The 19,764-nt window shown below is 62.9% G+C and carries 22 protein-coding genes, 1 tRNA gene, 1 other RNA gene and 1 pseudogene; 14 read left to right on the top strand and 11 right to left on the bottom strand.

From position 1 onward, the window contains the following. Positions 1-16 precede the first annotated feature (16 nt). The 3 genes from V1283_RS34840 to V1283_RS34850 form a co-directional block, all read right to left on the bottom strand. Positions 17-607: an SCO family protein gene (locus V1283_RS34840; RefSeq protein WP_334391125.1), complete on the bottom strand. Its 591-nt coding sequence runs from the start codon at positions 605-607 to the stop codon at positions 17-19. Between the two features lie 22 nt (positions 608-629). After that, positions 630-755 carry a hypothetical protein gene (locus V1283_RS34845; RefSeq protein WP_334391126.1) on the bottom strand — a complete coding sequence of 42 codons (126 nt, stop codon included), beginning with the start codon at positions 753-755 and terminating at the stop codon, positions 630-632. Positions 756-984: 229 nt separating this feature from the next. Further along, positions 985-1,455, bottom strand: a complete 471-nt coding sequence (locus V1283_RS34850) for a hypothetical protein (protein WP_334391127.1) — start codon at positions 1,453-1,455, stop codon at positions 985-987. Positions 1,456-1,744: 289 nt separating this feature from the next. Between V1283_RS34850 and V1283_RS34855 the strand changes: the two genes are divergently transcribed. Beyond that, positions 1,745-3,403, top strand: a complete 1,659-nt coding sequence (locus tag V1283_RS34855) for an FAD-binding dehydrogenase (protein WP_334391128.1) — start codon at positions 1,745-1,747, stop codon at positions 3,401-3,403. A gap of 143 nt (positions 3,404-3,546) precedes the next feature. Then, a complete protein-coding gene (locus tag V1283_RS34860; RefSeq protein WP_334391129.1) occupies positions 3,547-3,897 on the top strand; it encodes a RidA family protein in 351 nt (116 codons plus the stop codon). Between the two features lie 69 nt (positions 3,898-3,966). Here V1283_RS34860 and V1283_RS34865 read toward each other — a convergent pair whose 3' ends face one another. Further along, on the bottom strand, positions 3,967-5,118 hold the full coding sequence (locus tag V1283_RS34865; protein ID WP_442895803.1) for an alpha/beta fold hydrolase: 1,152 nt from the start codon (positions 5,116-5,118) through the stop codon (positions 3,967-3,969). 166 nt (positions 5,119-5,284) lie between these two features. After that, positions 5,285-6,349, bottom strand: a complete 1,065-nt coding sequence (locus V1283_RS34870; RefSeq protein ID WP_334391130.1) for an aromatic ring-hydroxylating dioxygenase subunit alpha — start codon at positions 6,347-6,349, stop codon at positions 5,285-5,287. A gap of 126 nt (positions 6,350-6,475) precedes the next feature. Here V1283_RS34870 and V1283_RS34875 point away from each other — a divergent pair, with 126 nt between their 5' ends. From V1283_RS34875 to V1283_RS34895, 5 genes are all read left to right on the top strand, one after another. Continuing rightward, a complete protein-coding gene (locus V1283_RS34875; RefSeq protein ID WP_334391131.1) occupies positions 6,476-7,396 on the top strand; it encodes a LysR family transcriptional regulator in 921 nt (306 codons plus the stop codon). Between the two features lie 81 nt (positions 7,397-7,477). Beyond that, on the top strand, positions 7,478-7,843 hold the full coding sequence (locus tag V1283_RS34880; RefSeq protein WP_334391132.1) for a nuclear transport factor 2 family protein: 366 nt from the start codon (positions 7,478-7,480) through the stop codon (positions 7,841-7,843). 72 nt (positions 7,844-7,915) lie between these two features. Continuing rightward, complete coding sequence (locus V1283_RS34885) at positions 7,916-8,602, top strand: RNA polymerase sigma factor (protein WP_334391133.1); 687 nt, start codon at positions 7,916-7,918, stop codon at positions 8,600-8,602. Positions 8,603-8,692: 90 nt separating this feature from the next. Continuing rightward, positions 8,693-9,214 (top strand): DUF4142 domain-containing protein, encoded by a 522-nt coding sequence (locus V1283_RS34890; protein WP_334391134.1) that lies wholly within the window; start codon positions 8,693-8,695, stop codon positions 9,212-9,214. Between the two features lie 10 nt (positions 9,215-9,224). Beyond that, on the top strand, positions 9,225-9,545 hold the full coding sequence (locus tag V1283_RS34895) for a cupredoxin domain-containing protein (protein ID WP_334391135.1): 321 nt from the start codon (positions 9,225-9,227) through the stop codon (positions 9,543-9,545). A gap of 8 nt (positions 9,546-9,553) precedes the next feature. Here the strand turns inward: V1283_RS34895 and V1283_RS34900 are convergent, their stop codons facing one another. From V1283_RS34900 to V1283_RS34920, 5 genes are all read right to left on the bottom strand, one after another. Then, positions 9,554-11,629 carry a methyl-accepting chemotaxis protein gene (locus tag V1283_RS34900; protein WP_334391136.1) on the bottom strand — a complete coding sequence of 692 codons (2,076 nt, stop codon included), beginning with the start codon at positions 11,627-11,629 and terminating at the stop codon, positions 9,554-9,556. 117 nt (positions 11,630-11,746) lie between these two features. Continuing rightward, positions 11,747-12,307, bottom strand: a complete 561-nt coding sequence (locus tag V1283_RS34905; protein ID WP_334391137.1) for a hypothetical protein — start codon at positions 12,305-12,307, stop codon at positions 11,747-11,749. A 118-nt stretch (positions 12,308-12,425) separates the two neighbouring features. Continuing rightward, positions 12,426-12,786, bottom strand: a transfer-messenger RNA (tmRNA) gene (gene ssrA, locus V1283_RS34910). 47 nt (positions 12,787-12,833) lie between these two features. After that, a complete protein-coding gene (locus tag V1283_RS34915) occupies positions 12,834-13,202 on the bottom strand; it encodes a hypothetical protein (protein WP_334391138.1) in 369 nt (122 codons plus the stop codon). Positions 13,203-13,730: 528 nt separating this feature from the next. After that, positions 13,731-13,804, bottom strand: a tRNA-Gly gene (locus V1283_RS34920). 567 nt (positions 13,805-14,371) lie between these two features. Here V1283_RS34920 and V1283_RS34925 point away from each other — a divergent pair. The 7 genes and pseudogenes from V1283_RS34925 to V1283_RS34955 all read left to right on the top strand — a co-directional run bounded on the left by V1283_RS34925 (position 14,372) and on the right by V1283_RS34955 (position 18,270). Next, positions 14,372-14,842, top strand: a complete 471-nt coding sequence (locus V1283_RS34925) for a hypothetical protein (protein WP_334391139.1) — start codon at positions 14,372-14,374, stop codon at positions 14,840-14,842. 136 nt (positions 14,843-14,978) lie between these two features. Beyond that, positions 14,979-15,308, top strand: a pseudogene (locus V1283_RS34930) (MGMT family protein); the annotation flags it as partial. Positions 15,309-15,317: 9 nt separating this feature from the next. Then, on the top strand, positions 15,318-16,157 hold the full coding sequence (locus V1283_RS34935) for a helix-turn-helix transcriptional regulator (protein ID WP_334391140.1): 840 nt from the start codon (positions 15,318-15,320) through the stop codon (positions 16,155-16,157). A 52-nt stretch (positions 16,158-16,209) separates the two neighbouring features. Beyond that, positions 16,210-16,569 carry a VOC family protein gene (locus tag V1283_RS34940; protein WP_334391141.1) on the top strand — a complete coding sequence of 120 codons (360 nt, stop codon included), beginning with the start codon at positions 16,210-16,212 and terminating at the stop codon, positions 16,567-16,569. A gap of 146 nt (positions 16,570-16,715) precedes the next feature. Beyond that, the gene (locus tag V1283_RS34945; RefSeq protein WP_334391142.1) at positions 16,716-17,117 is read left to right on the top strand and encodes an SRPBCC family protein; all 402 of its coding nucleotides are present in this window, start codon (positions 16,716-16,718) and stop codon (positions 17,115-17,117) included. Further along, entirely contained in the window at positions 17,114-17,641 is a 528-nt protein-coding gene (locus V1283_RS34950) for a hypothetical protein (protein WP_334391143.1), read from the top strand. The genes V1283_RS34945 and V1283_RS34950 overlap by 4 nt, the downstream gene beginning before the upstream one ends. A gap of 161 nt (positions 17,642-17,802) precedes the next feature. Next, positions 17,803-18,270 (top strand): hypothetical protein, encoded by a 468-nt coding sequence (locus V1283_RS34955; RefSeq protein ID WP_334391144.1) that lies wholly within the window; start codon positions 17,803-17,805, stop codon positions 18,268-18,270. Positions 18,271-18,315: 45 nt separating this feature from the next. Here the strand turns inward: V1283_RS34955 and V1283_RS34960 are convergent, their stop codons facing one another. After that, positions 18,316-19,758: an MATE family efflux transporter gene (locus tag V1283_RS34960; protein ID WP_334391145.1), complete on the bottom strand. Its 1,443-nt coding sequence runs from the start codon at positions 19,756-19,758 to the stop codon at positions 18,316-18,318. Positions 19,759-19,764: the final 6 nt, after the last annotated feature.

A 19,764-nucleotide genomic window follows, 5' to 3' on the forward strand; every position in this document is an offset into this window, starting at 1 on the left:
GGCCGACCTTGCCCGCTCAGAGATAGCGCTTCAAATCCTTGGCGGCTTCCTCCGGCGTCCGTTTCAGGTTGAAGGGCGCGACGAAATGGCCGTCGCGATCCATCAGATAGATCAGCGCGGTATGGTCCATGGTGTAGTCGCCGTCCTTGAGCGGGACTTTTCTGGCATAGACCCGGTAGACCGAAATCACCTTGGCCACCGCCTGCGGATCGCCGCTCAGCCCCTTCAAATGCGGATCGAAGCTGGAGAGGTAGTCCTTCATCGCGGCGGCCGTGTCGCGCTCGGGATCGACGGATACGAACCAGGCGTTGACGCGATCGGCGTCCGTGCCCATTGCCTTCAAGACCTCGGAAATCTCGAACAGCGAGGTCGGGCAAACATCGGGGCAATGGGTGAAGCCGAAGAAGATCAGCGTCGGCTTGCCCTTCAAATTCTGCTCGGTGACGACCTGGCCGGCCTGGTCGGTCAGTTGAAACGGACCGCCGATCGCTGCCGGCGCCGTGACGGTACGCAAACCGCCCATCGCCCACAGCATGATCACCAGCCCGACCACGAGGCTCGCGGCAAAGGCGGCGATAATCACCAGCGGGCGGATCGTCCGGTCCATCATTGATTTCCTTTTCGCCGTATCAGAAGCAGGCCGAGATGCCGGCGGCGATCATCTCGAAAAACACCGCGGTGCCGTAATGGAACCACAATGCCGCCGCGCCGAGCACGGCCAGCGCGCCTGATGTGGCTGCGCTCCAAACGATCATGGACGCCGCCCTGCCCTGCGGCCGAGCGGCCGCCATCAAGTCCTGGTGGGTGGAAACGGGCTGAGCCATGCGTTTCAGATAGGGCCAGTTCCCGGGGCAGGCAAGCGGAATGGCCGCGCCCGACATCACGTCATGCGGAGGGGCAAGCCCGGCTGAGAGGTGCACGAAAAGTAAATGGCCGGGAAGACCCGGCCACCACGTCACTTTTCGGCGAAACAGCCGCTCGCGTTCAGCGCGATGCCGGCCTGTTGGTGGAGGCCTGCGCGTCGAGGTAGCAGGGCTTGTACATCGTCTGCAGCTGCTTGCCGCGCAGGAAGATCATGCGCGGGGTCAGGCCGCCGCGCGCCATGATCCATTTCCGAACCGGGGGCGGATACATCGTATAAAGCATGTGGGTGGCTTCGGCGTTGGTGACGGCGCGGCCGTTGGCGCCGAAATCCCAAGCGGCATGAAAGCCGAGATTGGCGTGTGACGTCACACAGATACGGTCGTGTGGAACCGCGCCGAGCACGATGGTGCAGGCCGAGGCGCACAGGCCGTCGATGATGACGGTTTCGCCTGAGGTGCGCAGGCCCTGGTATTTGTCGACATAGGTACCGATCCGGCCGCCGCGGTCGTCGGCAATCCGCACCACCGCCTGGCTCGCCCCTACCCCCGCCAGCAGCAGCACCGCTGCAAGCAACCCAGTCAGCAGCTTCATAATATCCCAGCCCCAGTCGAAGAAGGTCGAAACCGAATCTGATCGTCTTAGTGATGCAAGACAGGACGTAGCGTCGTTTGAGATCGTGATTTTGTCTAGGCAGACACAGCAGGTCAAAACAAATTCAAATTAAGTGTTGCCGGGCCGCTGCACCCTCCGCGCGAAAAGGTCCCAAACTGGAACACGCGACTCTCGCCGAGGTGGCGACGCGGTCACAGGCAAGAACCATTGCCGTTGACCGCGCGCGAGGACGCGGGCTTGAATCATAAATGGCACGGGGGAGGAAACGATGACTGAGGTCACAGACGTAATCGTGGTCGGCGGCGGACTGGCGGGGCTGGTCGCGGCGACGGAGATCGCAGATGCCGGCAAGCGCGTCATCGTCGTCGATCAGGAAGGCGAGCAAAGCCTTGGCGGACAAGTCTTTTGGTCGTTCGGCGGATTATTCCTGGTCGACTCTCCCGAACAGCGCCGGCTCGGCATCAAGGATTCCTACGATCTCGCACTGCAAGACTGGATGGGGACAGCGGGCTTCGACCGCGACGACGACCTTTGGCCGAAGCGATGGGCGGAAGCCTATGTCGCGTTCGCTGCCGGCGAAAAGCGCGACTGGCTGCGCGCGATGGGCCACCGTATTTTTCCGGTGGTCGGCTGGGCCGAGCGCGGCGGCTATGACGCGATGGGCCATGGCAATTCGGTGCCGCGCTTTCACGTCACCTGGGGCACTGGTCCCGGCATCGTCGAGCCGTTCGAGCGCCGCGCACGCGAAGCGCAAGAAAATGGCCGGTTAACGTTCAGATTTCGCCACCGCGTCGACACACTCGTGATGACGAACGGCGCAGTCGAGGGCGTCAGTGGTTCAATCCTCGAGCCGGATGCCGTCGAACGCGGCAAGAGCTCCTCGCGCAAGGTGATCGGCGATTTTACGCTGCGCGCGCAGGCCGTGATCGTCGCTTCCGGCGGCATCGGCGGCAACCACGACATGGTCCGGCAGAACTGGCCGAAGCGCCTGGGCGAGCCGCCGAAATTCATGATCTCCGGGGTGCCCGAACATGTCGACGGCCGCATGATCGGCATCACGGAAGCCGCCGGCGCTCGGCTGATCAACCGCGACCGGATGTGGCACTACGTCGAGGGCATCCGAAACTGGAATCCGATCTGGCCGCGCCACGGCATCCGCATCCTGCCCGGCCCGTCGTCGATGTGGTTCGACGCCACCGGAAAACGCCTCCCCGCGCCGCTGTTCCCCGGCTCCGACACGCTCGGCCAGCTCGAATACATCATGGGCACCGGCCACGATTATTCCTGGTTCATCCTGACCCAGAGCATCATCAAGAAGGAGTTCGCGCTCTCCGGCTCCGAGCAGAATCCCGACCTCACCGGCAAGAGCTGGCGCTTGACGATCAAGCGCGCCACCAACAAGGGCGCACCCGCACCGGTGGAAGCGTTCAAGAAGAACGGCGCCGACTTCATCGTGCGCGATAATCTCGCCGATCTCGTCAATGCGATGAATGCGCTATCGGGCGACAATTTGCTCAAGCACGATCACATCAAGGCGCAGATCGAGGCACGCGACCGCGAAATCACAAATCCCTACGTCAAGGACGCGCAGGTGATGAACCTGCACAATGCGCGCCGTTACATCGGCGACAAATTGATCCGGACCGCCAAACCGCATCGCATCCTCGATCCCGACCACGGCCCGCTGATCGCGGTCAAACTCAACATCCTGACGCGCAAGACGCTGGGCGGATTCGAAACCGATCTCGACTCGCGCGTGTTCGGCAGCAACGGCGAGATCATCCGGGGACTTTATGCCGCAGGCGAAGCGGCAGGCTTCGGCGGCGGTGGCGTGCATGGCTACCGTTCGCTGGAAGGCACTTTTCTCGGCGGCTGCCTGTTCTCGGGGCGAAATGCGGGACGCGCAGCGGCGAAGGCGGCGGGGTGAAGCCTTCTCGTCAAGCCCTGACATAGCCGTCTGAAGGACGGCGTCGCTTCCGCTCGCCTATGCCGAGGTTCAATGCAAATAACGCAGTAGCCCTCAAGACCTGAGCGCGCTAAGAAACCGCCGCCCCTTATCAGGAGAAAAACATGACCATCCAGCGCTTCGAAACCGGACCTCGCATGAGCCAGGTCGTCGTCCACGGCAACACCGTCTATCTCGCGGGCGTCGTCGCCGGCAAGGCCGCCGGCAAGAGCGTGACCGAGCAGACGCAGGACATCCTCGCGATCATCGACGGCCATCTCGCCAAGGCAGGCACCGACAAATCGAAGCTGCTGTCGGCCACGATCTACATCACCGACATGAAGACGTTTCCCGAGATGAACGCGGTGTGGGACGGCTGGGTGTCGGCGGGCAACACGCCGGCGCGCGCCACCGTCGAGGCCAAGCTCGCGGCGCCGCAGTACAATGTCGAGATCATGGTGGTGGCAGGGAAGTAAGGCCATCTGCCGCAAGGTATGTCTCTGCCTCGGATTGCACCCGCAGTCCGGGGCATTTTCATTTGCATCTCACGCGCTGATCCTGGCGCCGGCGGCATCGCCGATATCGGCCTGAAGCCATCGGGCGATCCGCCACCACGAATGGTTCAAGGCCTTGCGGCCCATGAAAAGGCTGAGGTGGCCGCACGGCTCGCTGGCCCGTTCCAGCCACGCCGACCGCGTGCCCAGTAACTCTGCCGTGGCGAACGCCTGATCGCGCGGGACGACGATGTCGTCCGCTCCCGCCAGCAGGAAGACCGGCACGCGCACCTCGGCGAGATCGATCCTGCGGCCGAGCGCGATGAAGCGGCCTTTGGCGATCAGGTTCTGGCGGAAAACCTGGTCGGTCACCTCGAGATAGTAGGTCCCCGGCAGATCCAGCGTCGCGCGATCCCAGCGCTCGTAGCGATCCAGCAACATCCTGGCCTCGTCCGATCCGTCGCCGAGACTCCGTTGCAACGCGGCTTCCACGTCTTGCTGACTGAACGGAATGTTCCAGAACCGCAGCATGTGCTCGCCGCTGACGATCCCGTCACCTTGCTGCACCATCTGCTCAAAAGCCTGCTGGGGCAGCGCGGCCACCATCTTCGAGAGCTCTGACGGTGTTGAAACATCGACCGGAGCGCCGGCCAGCACCAGACGCCGCACCTTGCCGGGAAAACGCGCGGCATAGACCAGCGACAGCCATCCGCCCTGGCACAGGCCGACAAGATCGACCGGCGCACCGATCTCATCGATCGCGACATTGAGATCGGCCAGATAATTGTCGATCGACAGATAGCGCATTTCCGGTGTGGCCGAGCACCATTCCGGGACATAGATGTGGTTCACGCCGCCTTTCTGCAGTGCCTCCACCAGACTATGACCCGGCGCGAAATCCGCGATCAGCGCACCGTGCAGCGCATAGGGAGCGCAGATGAGAAGCGGCGGCTGCGCCGAGATCCCACGCGAAAATTCCCGCAACCGCATCGACGGAAGTTGCAGCCTCACCACGTTCGGGGTGGTCCAGCCCAACGGCCTCTGGTCCGGCGCGCGGGAAGGCTCAGGTTTTTGATCGGCGAACCATTGCGCGTAGGTGTGCAGCGCCAATCGCGAAGCTTCCAGCGGCCACAGCCACACCTGCTGCGTCCAGTCGGCGCGCGCATCCGGCTCCGACGGTTTCTTTTTTTCTGTCATGCTCATTCATCCCACATAGTGAGGACGGCAAGAGCTCAAGCTTTGACTCTGATCAAGAACCAACGAGGTCGAGAGCGAGCTTTTACGCCAAATTTGGCGCAGGTCCCAGCCCGATCAATGGTCATGCTCTCACGACTGAGGGGCGGGACGGCCTGTCACCGCCCCTTGCCCTCTACGCCGCCTTCGCCGCGTTTCGCTCGGCCTCGATCCGCCGCGCCAGCACCCAGCGGAAATAGGTCAGCGCCGCATCCGCACCGATCGCGAGCAACTGATAGTTCGGATCGGCGTCGAAAACCTTTTGCTGTGCCTCGATGATCGCCAGATCCTCGTGAAACGCCTCTTCGAGGCTGTTGCGCAGCGACAGCGCGATGTTCGGGTTATCGATGTCGAAATCGTGCAGATAGTTCCAGAAGAAATGCGTGGTGCTGCGCGTCTCCGGCGTCATGAATTGCGCATTGCGATATTGCCGCGTGCCCGGCACCTGCACGCCCTTCTCCGCGCCCTGCCCTGCCGGCGCGAACATCGTGTCGAGCAGGAAGATGCCGGGTACGATCATACGCCCGATATTGCGGCGATCGATCTTGTCGGTCTTGTTGGAGATCACCTTGCGATGATAGGGCGGCGGATCGGCGCTCATGTGCCAGCGCTCGACACGAAAGCCGTCGTCGAGTTTCTCGATCGCGACCGGCTTGGTCTTGTAGGCGTATTCCTCGGAGCCGCCGAGCGTATGGGTATGTACGAAGGCGAGATGGGCGAAGTCGCTGAGGTTGTCGACGATCAACAACCAGTTGGCCTTGTAGTGCATGTAACCGGGCAAGCCGCGCCATTTGGGATCGGCGAGCGGCGGATAGTCCACGATCAGGTTCGGATCGGCCTTTTCGATGTCGCCCATCCAGATCCAGATCAGATTGTAGCGTTCGACCACGGGATAGCTGCGCACGCCGAGTTTTGGCGGGATCATGTCCTGGCCCGGGATCTGGATGCACTTTCCGCCCGGCTCGAATTTCATGCCGTGGTACATGCAGCGAATGTCGTCGCCTTCGATCCGGCCCATGGACAGCGGCGCCGCGCGATGGCAACAGCGGTCGTCGAGGGCGACGACCCTGCCGCTCGTGCCGCGATAGATCACCACGGGCCGTTCGAGAATGGTCCGGGCGAGCTTCCGGCCGTCGATCAACTCGTGATTCCAGGCTGCGACGTACCAGGAATTCCGCAGAAAGATTCCGTCATCCGACATGCCGTTTCTCCCTTGGTGTGTTTTGCGAACCGCACTGCTTTTGTGTCATCTTCTATGGGATCGGCGGTTTCCCTTGTATCCGGATTTCCTGGACACACCGTCCCGCCACATGGACGATTGCCCCCGATGGACTGGCGCGATTGGGAGCTGTTTTGCGAGGTGGTGCAGCATGGCGGATTTAGCGCCGCCGCACGCGTGCTCGGCCATCCCAAGTCGAGCCTCAGTGCTGCAGTGCAGCGGCTGGAAGCCAATCTCGGCCTGCGGCTGATCGAGCGAACCACGCGTCATTTGCGCCTGACGGATGCCGGCGACACCATCTATCAGCGGGTGCGGCCGCTGTTCATTGCGCTGCACGATACGCATGGCGAGGCGCTGGCCATGAGCAGCGCCGTCGCGGGCACGTTGCGCATCAAGTCGCCCTATGAGTTCGGTGCGCACCATGCAGGGCCGGTCGCGATCGAATTGATGGACCGCTACCCTGACCTCACCATCCGGATCGATGTCGAGCACGAGATCGTCAGCCCGGTGGCCGAGAATTACGACATCGTGTTTGCAATGCTGGAGTCACCGCTGCCATCGACGGGAATCGTGATCCGCAGGGTTTCGTCGCTCGAACGCGGCCTGTATGCCGCGCCTGCGCTGTTGGAAAAATTCGGCGAGCCGCGCACGCTGGAAGAACTTGCCCGCCTTCCGATGCTGACCGGGCCCCATGACGCGCCGTGGGCTCTAACAACGCCGGCCGGTGTCACCGAACATCTCGCGGTTCAGAAAGCGCGGCTGGTGAGTTCGAACGCGGACATCCGGTTGCAAGCAGCTCTCGCCGGGCTCGGCGTGTTGCGGGTGACGGCGAGCTTTACCCGCGCGGCGGAGGAAGCGGGATCGTTGCGGCGGATCCTCAACGATCACGTGTGCGAGCCGCTCAACATTCACGCGCTGCTGCCGGCCCGTCAGTTCGTTCCCGCAAAAGTGCGATGCTTCCTCGATGCGCTGGACGCCCATGGCCGGGGCAGCAGCGGAACGGTGGACCAGCAAAATCGAAATCCTTGACCTCCGAGGTAATCGATCGGCGCGTGCAATTTTTCGATAGTCGGTCAGCCGATCAATCCGGCGTAACCGAAGGAGAGCACGATGACCGATATCAACAAGATCGCCCGCAGCTACATCGATTTGTGGAACGAGCGGACTCCAAGCCGCCGGCGCGAAATCCTCAGCCAGAACTGGACCAGCGACGCCCGATATGTCGACCCGCTCATGTCGGGCGACGGCCATGACGGCGTCGACGCGCTGATCGCAGGCGTGCAGCAGCGCTTTCCGGATTTCAAATTCAGCCTGATCGGCGAGCCCAACGGCTTTGGCGACCACGTCCGCTTCTCCTGGGGCCTCGGACCCGACGGCGGCGACAGCCCGATCAAGGGCACGGACTTCGCCGTGCTGAGCGACGGCCGCATCCGCAGCATCACCGGGTTCCTCGACCGGGTGCCGGTGGGGGCGTAACCACTACAAATTCTCGGGAACCTTTCCAATCCTGCCGCATCCAACCCCAATACACTGTTATTGGTGGACATCATGCGCCAGGCCCAGATACCGCAAATAGCGCCCGTCGAATCCAGCGACACCGAGCTGGTGCGGCGGGCGCTGGCCCGCGACGAGGCGGCCGTACGCGCCATCATGCAGGCGAATAACCGCAGGCTCTATCGCCTTGCCCGCGGCCTGCTCCGCAACGACAGCGAGGCCGAGGACGTGGTGCAGGAAGCCTACGTTCGCGCCTTCACGCATCTGGAAAGTTTTCGTGGCGATTCCAGCCTGTCGACATGGCTGTCGCGGATCACGATGAACGAAGCGCTGGGCCGTCTTCGCCGCCAGCGGCCTGCCGTCGAGATAGACTCGTTGCCGCAGGGCGCGCTCGAAGCCCGGATCATCCAGTTCCCCCTCGCCGCCTCCGACGATCCGGAAAAATCCATGGCCCAGCGTGAAATTCAGCGTGTCGTCGAGCACGCCATCGACGAATTGCCGGAGGCGTTCCGTCTCGTCTTCATCACCCGCGTGATCGAGGGCATGAATGTGGAAGAGACCGCCGAGATTCTCTCGCTCAAGCCGGAGACGGTGAAGAGCCGGCTGCACCGCGCCCGCACCATGCTGCGCGACAATGTCGAGAGGAAGATCGGCCCCGTGGTGATGGAAGCGTTTCCGTTTGCCGGCAGGCGCTGTGAACGGCTGACCGATGCCGTCCTGAAGCGGCTGGGGTTCGATTAAATTTTCCGGGAACCTCTGCACTCTACGACCATCCAACTCCTGTTCGTCAACAACGCGCGGCCTCCACGCCGCGCCACAGGAGTGTCAGACATGTTCGTTCGACTGAGCGCGGCAATCGCCGCATTGAGCATCCTGGGTAGCGCCGCGCTGGCGCAGGGCGCAAAGCCCACCGATCCCCAGATCGCGCATATCGCCTACACCGCTGGCGTCATCGACATCGCCGCCGCCAAGCAGGCGATCGAGAAGGCCGGCAACAAGGACGTCAAGGCGTTCGCGCAGGACATGGTGCGCGACCATGAAGCCGTGAACAAGCAGGCGCTCGACCTCGTCAAGAAGCTCAAGGTGACGCCGGAAGACAACGACACCAGCAAGGCGCTGTCGAAGCAGGCCACCGAGAAGCTCGCCGAACTCAGTAAGCTCAAAGGCGCCGAATACGACAAGGCCTATGTCGCCAACGAGGTCGCCTACCACAAGGCCGTCAACAGCGCGCTGGAGACGCAGTTGATCCCGTCGGCCAATAACGCCGAGTTGAAGAGCCTGCTGCAGACCGGCCTGAAGATCTTTCAGGGCCATCAGCAGCACGCCGAACACGTCGCCGCTGGCTTGAAATAGGGAGCCCGCCATGCGTCCAGGACGCTATCTGCTTGCTATGGCCGCCCTGCTGTTCGGCGCGATAGCCGTCCCGGCGCATGCGGCGACGATCCAGATCACGATCGACAATCTGGTGTTCGCGCCGGCCGAAGTCTCAGCCAAGGTCGGCGATACCATCGAATGGATCAACAAGGATGTACTCGCGCACACCGCGACCGCCCGCAACGGCGATTTCGACGTGACCACACCGCCAAAGAAGACCGTGACGTCGATCCTGAAGAAGGCCGGCACGGTGGAGTATTACTGTCGCTTCCACCCGAACATGAAGGCGGTGCTTACGATTGCGCCGTAGCGCGCGGCTCAGGCCGCCCGCACCGAGGAGAGGAACTTGCCGACCTCGCGCCTCAGCCGGTCGCTCTCGCCGGACAATGACTTTGCCGCGCCGAGCACCTGGGCCGAGGCGGATCCGGTCTCGCTGGCGCCGCGCTGCACGTCAGTGATATTGGAAGAAACCTGTTGCGTGCCGTGCGCGGCCTGCTGCACGTTGCGGGAAATTTCCTGGGTCGCCGCGCCCTGCTCCTCGACGGCGGCCGCGATGGTGGAAGCGATCTCCGACATCCGTCCGATGGTATCGCCGATCTCCTTGATGGCTGAGACCGATTCCTGTGTCGCCGTCTGGATGCCCGATATCTGCTGGCTGATCTCGCCGGTCGCTTTGGCCGTCTGTTCGGCCAGCGCTTTCACTTCGGAAGCCACCACGGCAAAGCCGCGCCCCGCCTCGCCGGCGCGCGCCGCCTCGATGGTGGCATTGAGCGCCAACAGGTTGGTCTGGCCTGCGATGGTGTTGATCAACTCCACCACGTCGCCGATCCGGGCGGCGGCTTTGGCGAGTTCGGCAACGCGGTCATTGGTCTTCTGCGCCTGCTCCACCGCCTCACCGGCGATCCGCGCCGAGCCCTGGACCTGACGGCTGATCTCGTTGACGGACGATGCCATCTCTTCGGTGGCGGATGCGACTGACTGCACATTGGTGGAGGCTTCCTCGGAAGCCGCCGCAACCGCGGTGGCAAGTTCCTCCGAACGCTCCGCCGTCGCCGTCAACGTCCCGGCGGAGGCTTCCAGCTCGGCCGAGGCTGACGACACGATCTCGACGATTTCGCCGATCATCGCTTCGAAATCGCCGGTGATCCGGTCGACGCGCTGGCCGCGCTGGATCTTGGCATCTGCTTCCACGGCAGCGACCTCGTCGGCAGCCTTCTTGGCGATCAGGGCGTCCTTGAAAACCTGCAGCGAGCCCGCCATGGCGCCGATTTCATCGGCACGCTCGGCCGTCGGGATCGTGACGTCATGCTTGCCGGCGGCGAGATCGCCGATCGCGCCGGTCAGCGTCGCGAGCGGCGTGATCACGCGCCGCCGCAGCATCACGGTGACGCCGGCGAGCACGGCGAGCAGCGCCACAACGGCAAGGCCGGCCAGCGCCAGCATGGTCAGCGCCGCGTCGCGCGCGGCACCCGCGCGTTCTCCCGCCTCCGCCAGCGCGGCATCGCGCACGGCGAAGAAGGCCTGCACCGCCGGCACGATCGTGCCGGCGAGTTGATCTGAGTTGATCGCGTATTTGCCCTCGGCGCGCCCGGCCGCCATTTCTTTTTCAAGCCATGGCGCGGCCTTTCCGAAATAGGCCTCGATCGCGTCGTTCATCGCTTTAGCGAGGCGCGGCGGACTGCCGATCTGATCCACGCCGGCCTCGATCCGTTCGCGGTCGAGGTCGACGCGGCCCTGGGCGCGGTCCATGCTGGATATTTCAGCCGCCGTCACGGGGCGGCGCGTGCTGATCGCAAGCGATACTGTAGCAGCCCGGCCGCCGGCCGAGATCCGCAGATCCTGCGACGTGCGAGCGACATTCAACAGCGCCGTCAACGACGCGTCCGCCATCGCGACCTGATTTTCAAGGCGATTCAACAGCGGTTCGAGAATCCCGACCACCGCGGCAATGCCTGGCAGGAAGCCCTTGATCGCCGCCTGATCGCGCGCGCTCATCGGCAGCGCCATCGCACGATCGCTCGCCGCGCGAACCTCAGCCAGTTTGGCTGCCGCCTGGTTGAGGCCCTGGACGATCGCTACGCCATCGCTGAGCGCGCCAACGGCGGTGCGCGCCTTTGCGAACGCTGCATCTGCGGTCTGCACGGCCTTCGCCGCCACATCGAGCTGGGCCTGCGTCGCGGCGCCTTCCTGAAACAACGGACCGACATAAGGCGCGCGGTAGCCGGCAACCTGCTGGCCGACCGCCAGCACCGTGCCGTAGGCCTCCACCGCCTTGATCGCCTCGCTCTTGCTGGCAAAGGTCCGGTATTGCGGGACAAGAACCCCGGCACCAAGAATGACCGCCAGGACCGTCACCGAAAGCATCGATACCGCAAAGAGTCGACCGATCTGCATATTGTGATTCCGCTGCGTGAGGAGCGAGCAACGTAGGCGGAACTCGGCTAAGGCAGCCTTAATGCAGGCTTTAATGCACGACGGTAGAACTACGGGGCTGCACGCGGCCCTGGGCAGTCAGGACCGCAACGCCATCACCAGCCGCAACGCGACCGCCGCCTGCCAGACCGGATAGAGCAACGAGATCCGGTCGAGGCCAAGCGCATTGTCGAGCGCCAGCAGCGTGCCGGCAAGCGCGCCCGTGGTCAGCATCGGCCACCATGCGGCCGCGGCACGCGGCCCCGAAGGCAACAGCCCGATCCCCAGCGCCATCACGGCGGCGCCGACAAGGCCGCCGGTCAATCCGGCGAGCAGATAGCGCATGACCGTGGCAGCGCCCGCGGTCTGTCCCTCGATAAAGATGGCCGCGTTCACTGCGCAGACAAAAGCGACCATGGTGATGATCGCCGCAAGCCCCGCCGCCCAAATCGGATTGGCACTGAAGCGCCGCACCAGAATGAAGACGAGCACGGCAAATGGCACCGCGATCAGCGAAATGCGAAGCTGCCCGGAACCGCCCGCGATCATGTCGATCAGCCCCGGCAACAACGGCGTGAGGATGCCGGAGATGATGCCGCCGGCGGCGACCATCAGGAGATTATTGCGGGAGGTGTCGCTGGACGTGATCGCCTGGGTCAACGCTCACTCCCTTGCTGGACATGCCTCATGCCTAGCACGGCAGACACGGAAATTGAAGCAACGCGCGAGGCGTGAGCCGGGCCGCAAATAAAAGCCGCGCCAACCCGAAGGCTGACGCGGCGATGGCCGTTCTGTTGCTAGGTGGACCAACCCCGAACGGTTACGCCGCGAGGCGCACTTCGTTCAATGCAACGTTATCGTTTGCATTTAGGTTTTTGACCCGATAACGGCGGTATCATGCCGAGCACAATTCAGAGCTTCTTTGCGACCATCGATCCTGGTTCGCCCCCGCCCTAGCAGCCCTGGGATTCGACCTTTCGGCAGAATCGATCTCACCGAGATGAGACCTTTAAGCTCAAGCTGCTAAGGTGGAGGCGCCGGGTACTGCCCCCGGGTCTGCCCGCAGTCCACTCTAAGGTTCAGCGCCATCGTCTTGCGACGAAGCGACCCTACGCGTGATCGCTCGCGAAAGATAGGCCGGTGTTGCCCATAGTCGACGGGTGGAGCTGGCGACAGGCCTAAAGCGTCACAATCCACCCTTCGGCACGAAGAAGCAGAGCTCCATTCCCGTGTGCCTGTTGATGAACAGCACGGGCAGTTGGTCCGGCGTATCCCCTTCCTTGATGATGTCAGGCGGGACAGTTCTCCACTCTCCATCCTTCAGGTATTGCCACTGATCCGAGCGATCTTCAGCCACCCTGAAGCGGGTTTTGAATACGTCGCCGTTGTCGCAGCATGACTTCCAGGGGACACCGAGCCGCTTCCGTGCGGCCGGGTTCATTTCCTGCGCGTTGAACCACTCGTGGTGCGGCATCGACGGATCGTGAGCGGCAGCACGAAACGACACCAGAAGAAGAATACCGAACATCGCTAGTACGCGACCGAACGCTTTCATGGCAGCCTCCATTGTGGACTGTCATCAATTCGCGAATCACACGAACTCTCCGGCAACTAAGGAGGCCAGATTCCAGAGAAAATGGGAGCCCCTTTTCTGAGCGACCAGCTTTTTAGACGAGACTGTTGCTCTCCTGTTCATGCGGAACGAAGTCGAAGGTCCTGCCAGCGCAGCGAAGAAGCTCTCGGCGCTCTTCGTCAGCGCACCGGTTTACCACCAAGCGACTACCCTCCCGTAGTAACACGGGAGAAGATGAAATGCGGACGGCACTCGTCGTAGCAATCACGCCTACATTTTGCGATTGGCGCACAGGCGCAAACGAGGGCCGACCGGTTCCCATCGGGCGGATCTGCAGAGGCCGCCGGCAAAGTGCGCCTTGAAACACAGGTACAGTATGAGGCGCGGCAACAGCAGATGCGCGACCCCCGTTGCCGGCATCCGTATTCAGGCGGGTGATGCGGCGCGGTTCTGCAACAGACAACGGTCGAGGCGATGAACCCGATGCAGGGATAGGGATGCACCATGGAGTGGAGCGGGCGAAGGGAATCGAACCCTCGTATGCAGCTTGGGAAGCTGCCGTTCTACCATTGAACTACGCCCGCAGAAGGCTTGTTGGTCTCTTAGACACCGCCTAGGCACCGAAAGCCGCAATTCGGCAATTCTTACCGGACCGGAACGGGTAAATCCAGTGCAAGTAATCAGCCGGTCCCTGCCCAGTTTTGCGTGGCAGGGTAAGTTTCGTCCGGCAAGGGCGGGGAAAATGTATGAGGCATACAGCATTACTGGTCGTCTGGGTCTGTTTCTAAGGCGTTACCGCTTCCGCTCAGAGCCCTCAATCCCGCAAAGAGGTTTACGAACTGCAAGAACGCTGCGGCAAACGAGCCGAGCAGTTGTTCGAGAAAGACTTTCCGAAGGACGAGCGCAAAGGTCTCGAAGTATTCGAGAATCATTACAACGTGCGACTTAACCGGTGCTTCATGCTGGAGGAAACACGACGTTCACGAGAGACGCGGGAAAAACATATAAATCGGAATCTCTCACGCTTATCGATGTGAATGACAACAAGGTAACTGGCAGTTTCAGCTCGATCAATCGCGACGAGCGGCATGCTTGAAGTGTAACGTGGCGCGCGTACAATCCGCAGCTGTCAATGGGGATAGGAGGTCATCGTGAGTTTGCAAACTATTGCTTGGATTGCGGCCGCCGTGTCGGCCTTTTTTTCGGCAGTCTCGGCTGCGGCAAATTGGTATAATGCCAACACATTTCGCCGGCAGCTAAAAAACACGACTATTGACGCATGTGTCTCCGCTGCCGCCGCGTTAAAAGCCGCGGTGTACAAAACAATCGAACTTAAAGCCAACAAGATCGATAAAATTACCGATGTGCAAATATGGGGTGCGTACGACGATGCGTGGGCTAAATGGGTTGCGCTCTTTCAGACATTCCAAGTTGCACGACGCTATAAAAATATGTTCATGGCTGATGCACCCGACCAGGCATCTGCCTTGCTTTCAGAATTGCGGGGCAACTTGCGCGACCCCAATTGGATACCTGGGGGCGCCAAAGATCCGCGCGATAGTCGAGCGAAGATGGATGCGATAGTTGTCGCAATTGAACAATCAGCAGGATTGGCCTCCTAAACGGTCGGCTCTGCGGTCGTCACGGGCTGCGCCGCACGTGCCGGCGCCTGCATCTTCGTGAGCAGGAGTGGTGACGCACCCGCCGTTTCCATAAGCTGCAGGAACAGGGTGCACATTGGTCCATCCTCCAGGGCGAGGTTACGGCCGTCGGGTAGCCGACCTCGCGCCATCCGCCAAGCGTTCCGTTCGCCGTCTTGCTGGGAGACCCGATGCGGAAATTGCCTCGGCCTTGCGCGCATCCGGCGCGGTCTATTCGGTGGCGCAGGCGATCGGCCGCAACCCCTTCATGATCATCGTGCCCTGCCACCGCGTGCTCGAAGCCGGCAATTATGCCGACAAGATTTCGCCGCACGGCGGGGCGGTCTCCAAGCGCCGGCTGCTCTCGATCGAGGGCGCTCACCCCACTGCCAGCAAGACGCTGTTCGACGTGCTGATGCCGGTTGCACCGCCCCGCCCGCATCCTTAAATCTGCGGGATGACGGCGACCACGCTTCTCGAACGCAAATCCATTTCCGTTTCCGACTTTCGCTGCACCGCGGGGCCCGGCGACAAGCCGTTTGCGGAGCAGCATCGCCGTTATTCGATTTCCTATGTGCGCAAGGGCAGTTTCGGCCTGCATTGCCGCGGCAAGTTCAGCGAACTGGTGGCGGGATCTGTGCTGATCGGCCATCCCGGCGATGAATATACCTGCACCCACGAGCACGTCTGCGGCGACGAGTGCCTGTCGTTCTTCTTAGACGCAGAGCTGGTGGAAGCGATCGGCGACAGCCAGACGCCCTGGCAGATCGGCTCCGTACCGCCACTACCGGAACTCGTGGTGCTCGGGGAACTGGCGCAATCGGCAGCAGATGGCAGCAGCGACATCGGTCTCGACGAGATAGGTCAGGTGCTGGCGAGCCGCTTTGTCGAGGTGGTTTCCGGCAAGCCGCGCAAATCCGGCTTTGATGCTGCGCGCGACCGCCGCCGCGCGGTGGAGACCGCGCTGTGGATCGATGCAAACTCGCACCGGCCAATCACTCTGGAAGACGCCGCCGATCAGGCCGGGATCAGCCCATTCCATTTCCTGCGGCTGTTCTCGGATGTGCTCGGCGTGACGCCCCACCAATATCTGCTGCGCTCGCGGCTGCGCCATGCGGCGCGGCGGCTCGCCGACGACGACAGCCCGGTTACCGATATCGCCTATGACGTCGGCTTTGCGGACCTCTCGAATTTCGTGCGCACGTTTGGCCGCGCCGCCGGCGCTTCGCCGCTAAAATTCCGTCAGGCCTCGCGGGGTGACCGCAAGATTTTCCAAGAACGGCTGGCCCTCCACTAGCTAGGCTTTCTCCAGGCCGCGCGACTTCGCGCGCTTTGAACTGGAGAAACTCATGTACGACCACATCGGATTACGCGTCGGCAATCTCGACGCCAGCGTGCGCTTCTATACGGCAGCGCTCGCGCCGCTCGGCTTCGTGCTGTGCTCGCGCGACGATTCCGGCGCAGGCTTCGGCCCCAAGGGCGCACCAGCGCTCTGGCTGCATCTGCACAAGGGATCGGCGGGATCAGCCGCGCATGTCGCGTTCCGCGCCACGGATCATGCGGCGATCAAGCAATTCCATGCCGAGGGCCTGAAAGCCGGGGGCCGAGACAATGGCGGCGCCGGGCCGCGGGCGGACTACAGCCCGACCTACTTTGCGGCGTTCCTGATCGATCCCGACGGCAACAATGTCGAGGCGGTTTGCACGTAGGACGTCGCTCTCTCCGCGCACACGGCCGTCATCCTGAGGAGCGCGCTGCGCGCGTCTCGAAGGATGGCCGCGAGCACCGAACCCTCATCCTTCGAGGCTCGCAAGAGCTCGCACCTCAGGATGACGAACACTTGAAAGGAAAACACATGGCCTCCATTCACAAGGAAATTATCATCGACGCGTCCCCCGATCACGTCTGGGACGCCCTGCGCGATTTCGGCGCGCTGCATACGCGGCTGGTGCCCGGCTTCGTGACCGACACCAGGCTCGACGGCGACGCGCGCATCGTCACATTCGGCAACGGCACGGTGGCGCGCGAAATCCTGGTCGATTGCGACGACAAGAAGCGGCGGCTGGTCTATGCCATCGTCAGCGAACGTATCAAGCAGCACAGCGCTTCCGCTCAGGTCTTCGCCGAAAACGACGGGCGCACCCGCTTCGCGTGGATCGCCGACGTGCTGCCGAACGAAATCGCGCCCTACATGGACGCACAGATGGATCTCGGCCTGCTCGCCATGCAGAAGGCCTTGGGACGCAGCGCGGCATGACTTGCGCGTTTCTCGACGCCCTCGGCGCGGACGGCCCCTCGCCCGACCGCGCCGGCAGGATGGATCTCTACGGCCGCTTCGTCGGCTCCTGGGATCTCGATGTCAGGCAATTTTCCGAGGATGGCAGGGAGCGTTGCCGCGCCGGCGAATGGCATTTCGGCTGGGCGTTGGAAGGCCGCGCGATCCAGGATGTCTGGATCGTGCCGCCACGGGGCGAACTGCGGCACGGCGATGCCGCCGCCAGGTTCAATTCCTACGGCACGACACTGCGGGTCTACGATCCCGATATCGACGCCTGGCGGATTCAGTGGACCGATCCGGTGACGCGGAGTTTTCTGCAGATGATCGGCCGCGCGGAGGGCCGCGATATCGTGCAGCTGGGCACGCGGCCGGACGGCCAACTGGCCCGCTGGAGTTTTGCAGACATCACCGCGGATTCATTCCTCTGGCGCGGCGAAGTCTCAGCCGACAACGGCGCAACATGGCGCGTCGTCACCGAGTTCACCGCCCGCCGAAAGCCTTGATTTGTTTGAGCATGATCTCTTCGGAAAACCGGTGCCCACTTTTCCGGATCATGCTCTAGCGTGATCTTTCGCACAGATCGGTTCCCTGCCCACTCCTAGCCTCGGCGCGTGCGTCCGAATGGCGCCGCGCCCGCGGCCGCCCGCGCATGAGGAGTCGAACCATGACTGGAGCTGACAAGGTAGTCTGTCAGGCAGCGGCCACGCTGCTTTTGCTGTTCACCCTGACCGCGACGCCGGCAAAGGCGCAGTTCGCCGGCGGCGGCCAAGACATGATGACGCAGATGGCGCCGATGCTGGAAATGATGAAGGCGAAGATGGGCAAGCGCCGCTTCGCCATGATGATGCAGACCATGGGCCCGATGATGAGCCGTATGATGGAAGGCGGCGGCGGTGGTCTTGGTGGCATGATGGGCGGCGGCGGAATTCCCGGCGGCTTCGGCGGCGGTTATGTGCCCGAGGGCTACGGCGTAACCACCGGCGGCGCGAATTTCGGCAGCATCGGAGGCGGCGACGTCATGGGCATGCTCGGCGGCGCTGGCGGCGGCGAACTGATGAGCATGGTCCCGCAACTGATGCGCATGGCCAATGTCGGCGGCGGCCGTCATGGCCGGCGTCACCGGCGGCGGTAATCGTCGCGCATGCGCGCCCGACCCGTTGGCTCGCAATGACGAGCATCACAACAGCGCCGGCCGCACCGCCGCGATCGGCCGTAACTTCGGCCCCCATCGGGTCAACATCACGCTGACGCATGACAGCACGCCGAGCAGCACCATCGACGACGCCGCCAGCGTGAAGGAGTTTTGCGCGGTGGCGCCGTGCGTCGACAGCCACCAGCCACCGGTGCCGATGAACAACAGCCGCGCAGTCTGCGCCAGCACCGGGCCGATCACCTTGGCCGCGCCTTGCGATGAAAAATAGCACGTCGTGGAAAGGCCGAGGAAAGCATACATCGGCGCCGCCGTAGACAGATATTGCCGGCTGGCGGCGCGCACGCTCGCATCGTCGGTGAAAAGATTCACCCAGATGTCGGGGAATATCGCGATGAAGCTCGCGACGGCCCCGACCGAGACGAATGCGACAAGCCCCGCGATCCAGCAGATCCTGCGGGCGCGCGCGATGCGCTCCGCACCGATGGCCATGCCGACCATCGGCACCGAGGCGATGCCGACCGCGAAGGCGATCGAGGTCAGCATGAATTCGAGCCGCGCGCCGATGCCGTAGCCGGCGAGAATTTCGGTGCCGAAACTCGCCAGCATGTGGGTGAAGATGCTGATGGTCAAAACCGATTGCAGCGGCGAGAAACAGGCGATGGCGCCGACCTTCAGGATGTCGATGAACATCGGCATGCGAATGCGAAGGCCGCGGATCTTGGGAACGACGCGCGCGCGTCCGGAGAACAGATACCAGGACATCACGGAGATGCTGATCAGGTAGGCGGTCAACGAACCGGCGGCGACACCACGCATGCCGAATTGCGGAATCGGGCCGAGGCCCAGGCCCAGCGTGCCGCCGAGAATGATCTGGCAAATCGCCGACGAGAGCATCATGAGCGACGGCAGCTTCATGTTGCCGGTACCGCGCAAAATGCCGGACATCGTGTTCATCAGCCACGGCACCACCGCGCCGCCGAAGAAAATCTGCGTATAGGCCACCGCCTGCGTCAGCACATTGCCGCGCCCGCCGAGCAGTTCGAGCAAAGCGGGGCCGAAGATCAGCATGCCCAGCATGAAGGTCAGGCCAAAGCATAGGCCGATCAGGAGCGCATGCGCCGCCAGCATCGAGGCGCGGTCAATGTCGCCGGCACCGAGCGCGCGCGCGATCGCCGACGCCACGCCACCACCCATCGCGCCGCCTGACATGGTCATGGTCAGGATCACGGTTGGAAACACCAGCGCCATCGCGGCCAGCGATTCCACGCCCAGCCGGCCGATATAGGAGGTCTCCGCGATCACGACGCAGGTGCCTGCGGTCAGCGCGATCACGTTGGGCCAGGCCAACCACAAGAGCGTGCGCAGGATCGGGCCGTCGACCAATGCGTTCTTCAACGGCGCTTCCGGCGGTGGAAGCGGGCGCTCCTTCTCGTCTACGGGAATTTCGGCAACGCCGAGGTCGGACATTTCTGC

The sequence above is a fragment of the Bradyrhizobium sp. AZCC 2262 genome (assembly GCF_036924535.1).
Classification (GTDB): Bacteria; Pseudomonadota; Alphaproteobacteria; order Rhizobiales; family Xanthobacteraceae; genus Bradyrhizobium.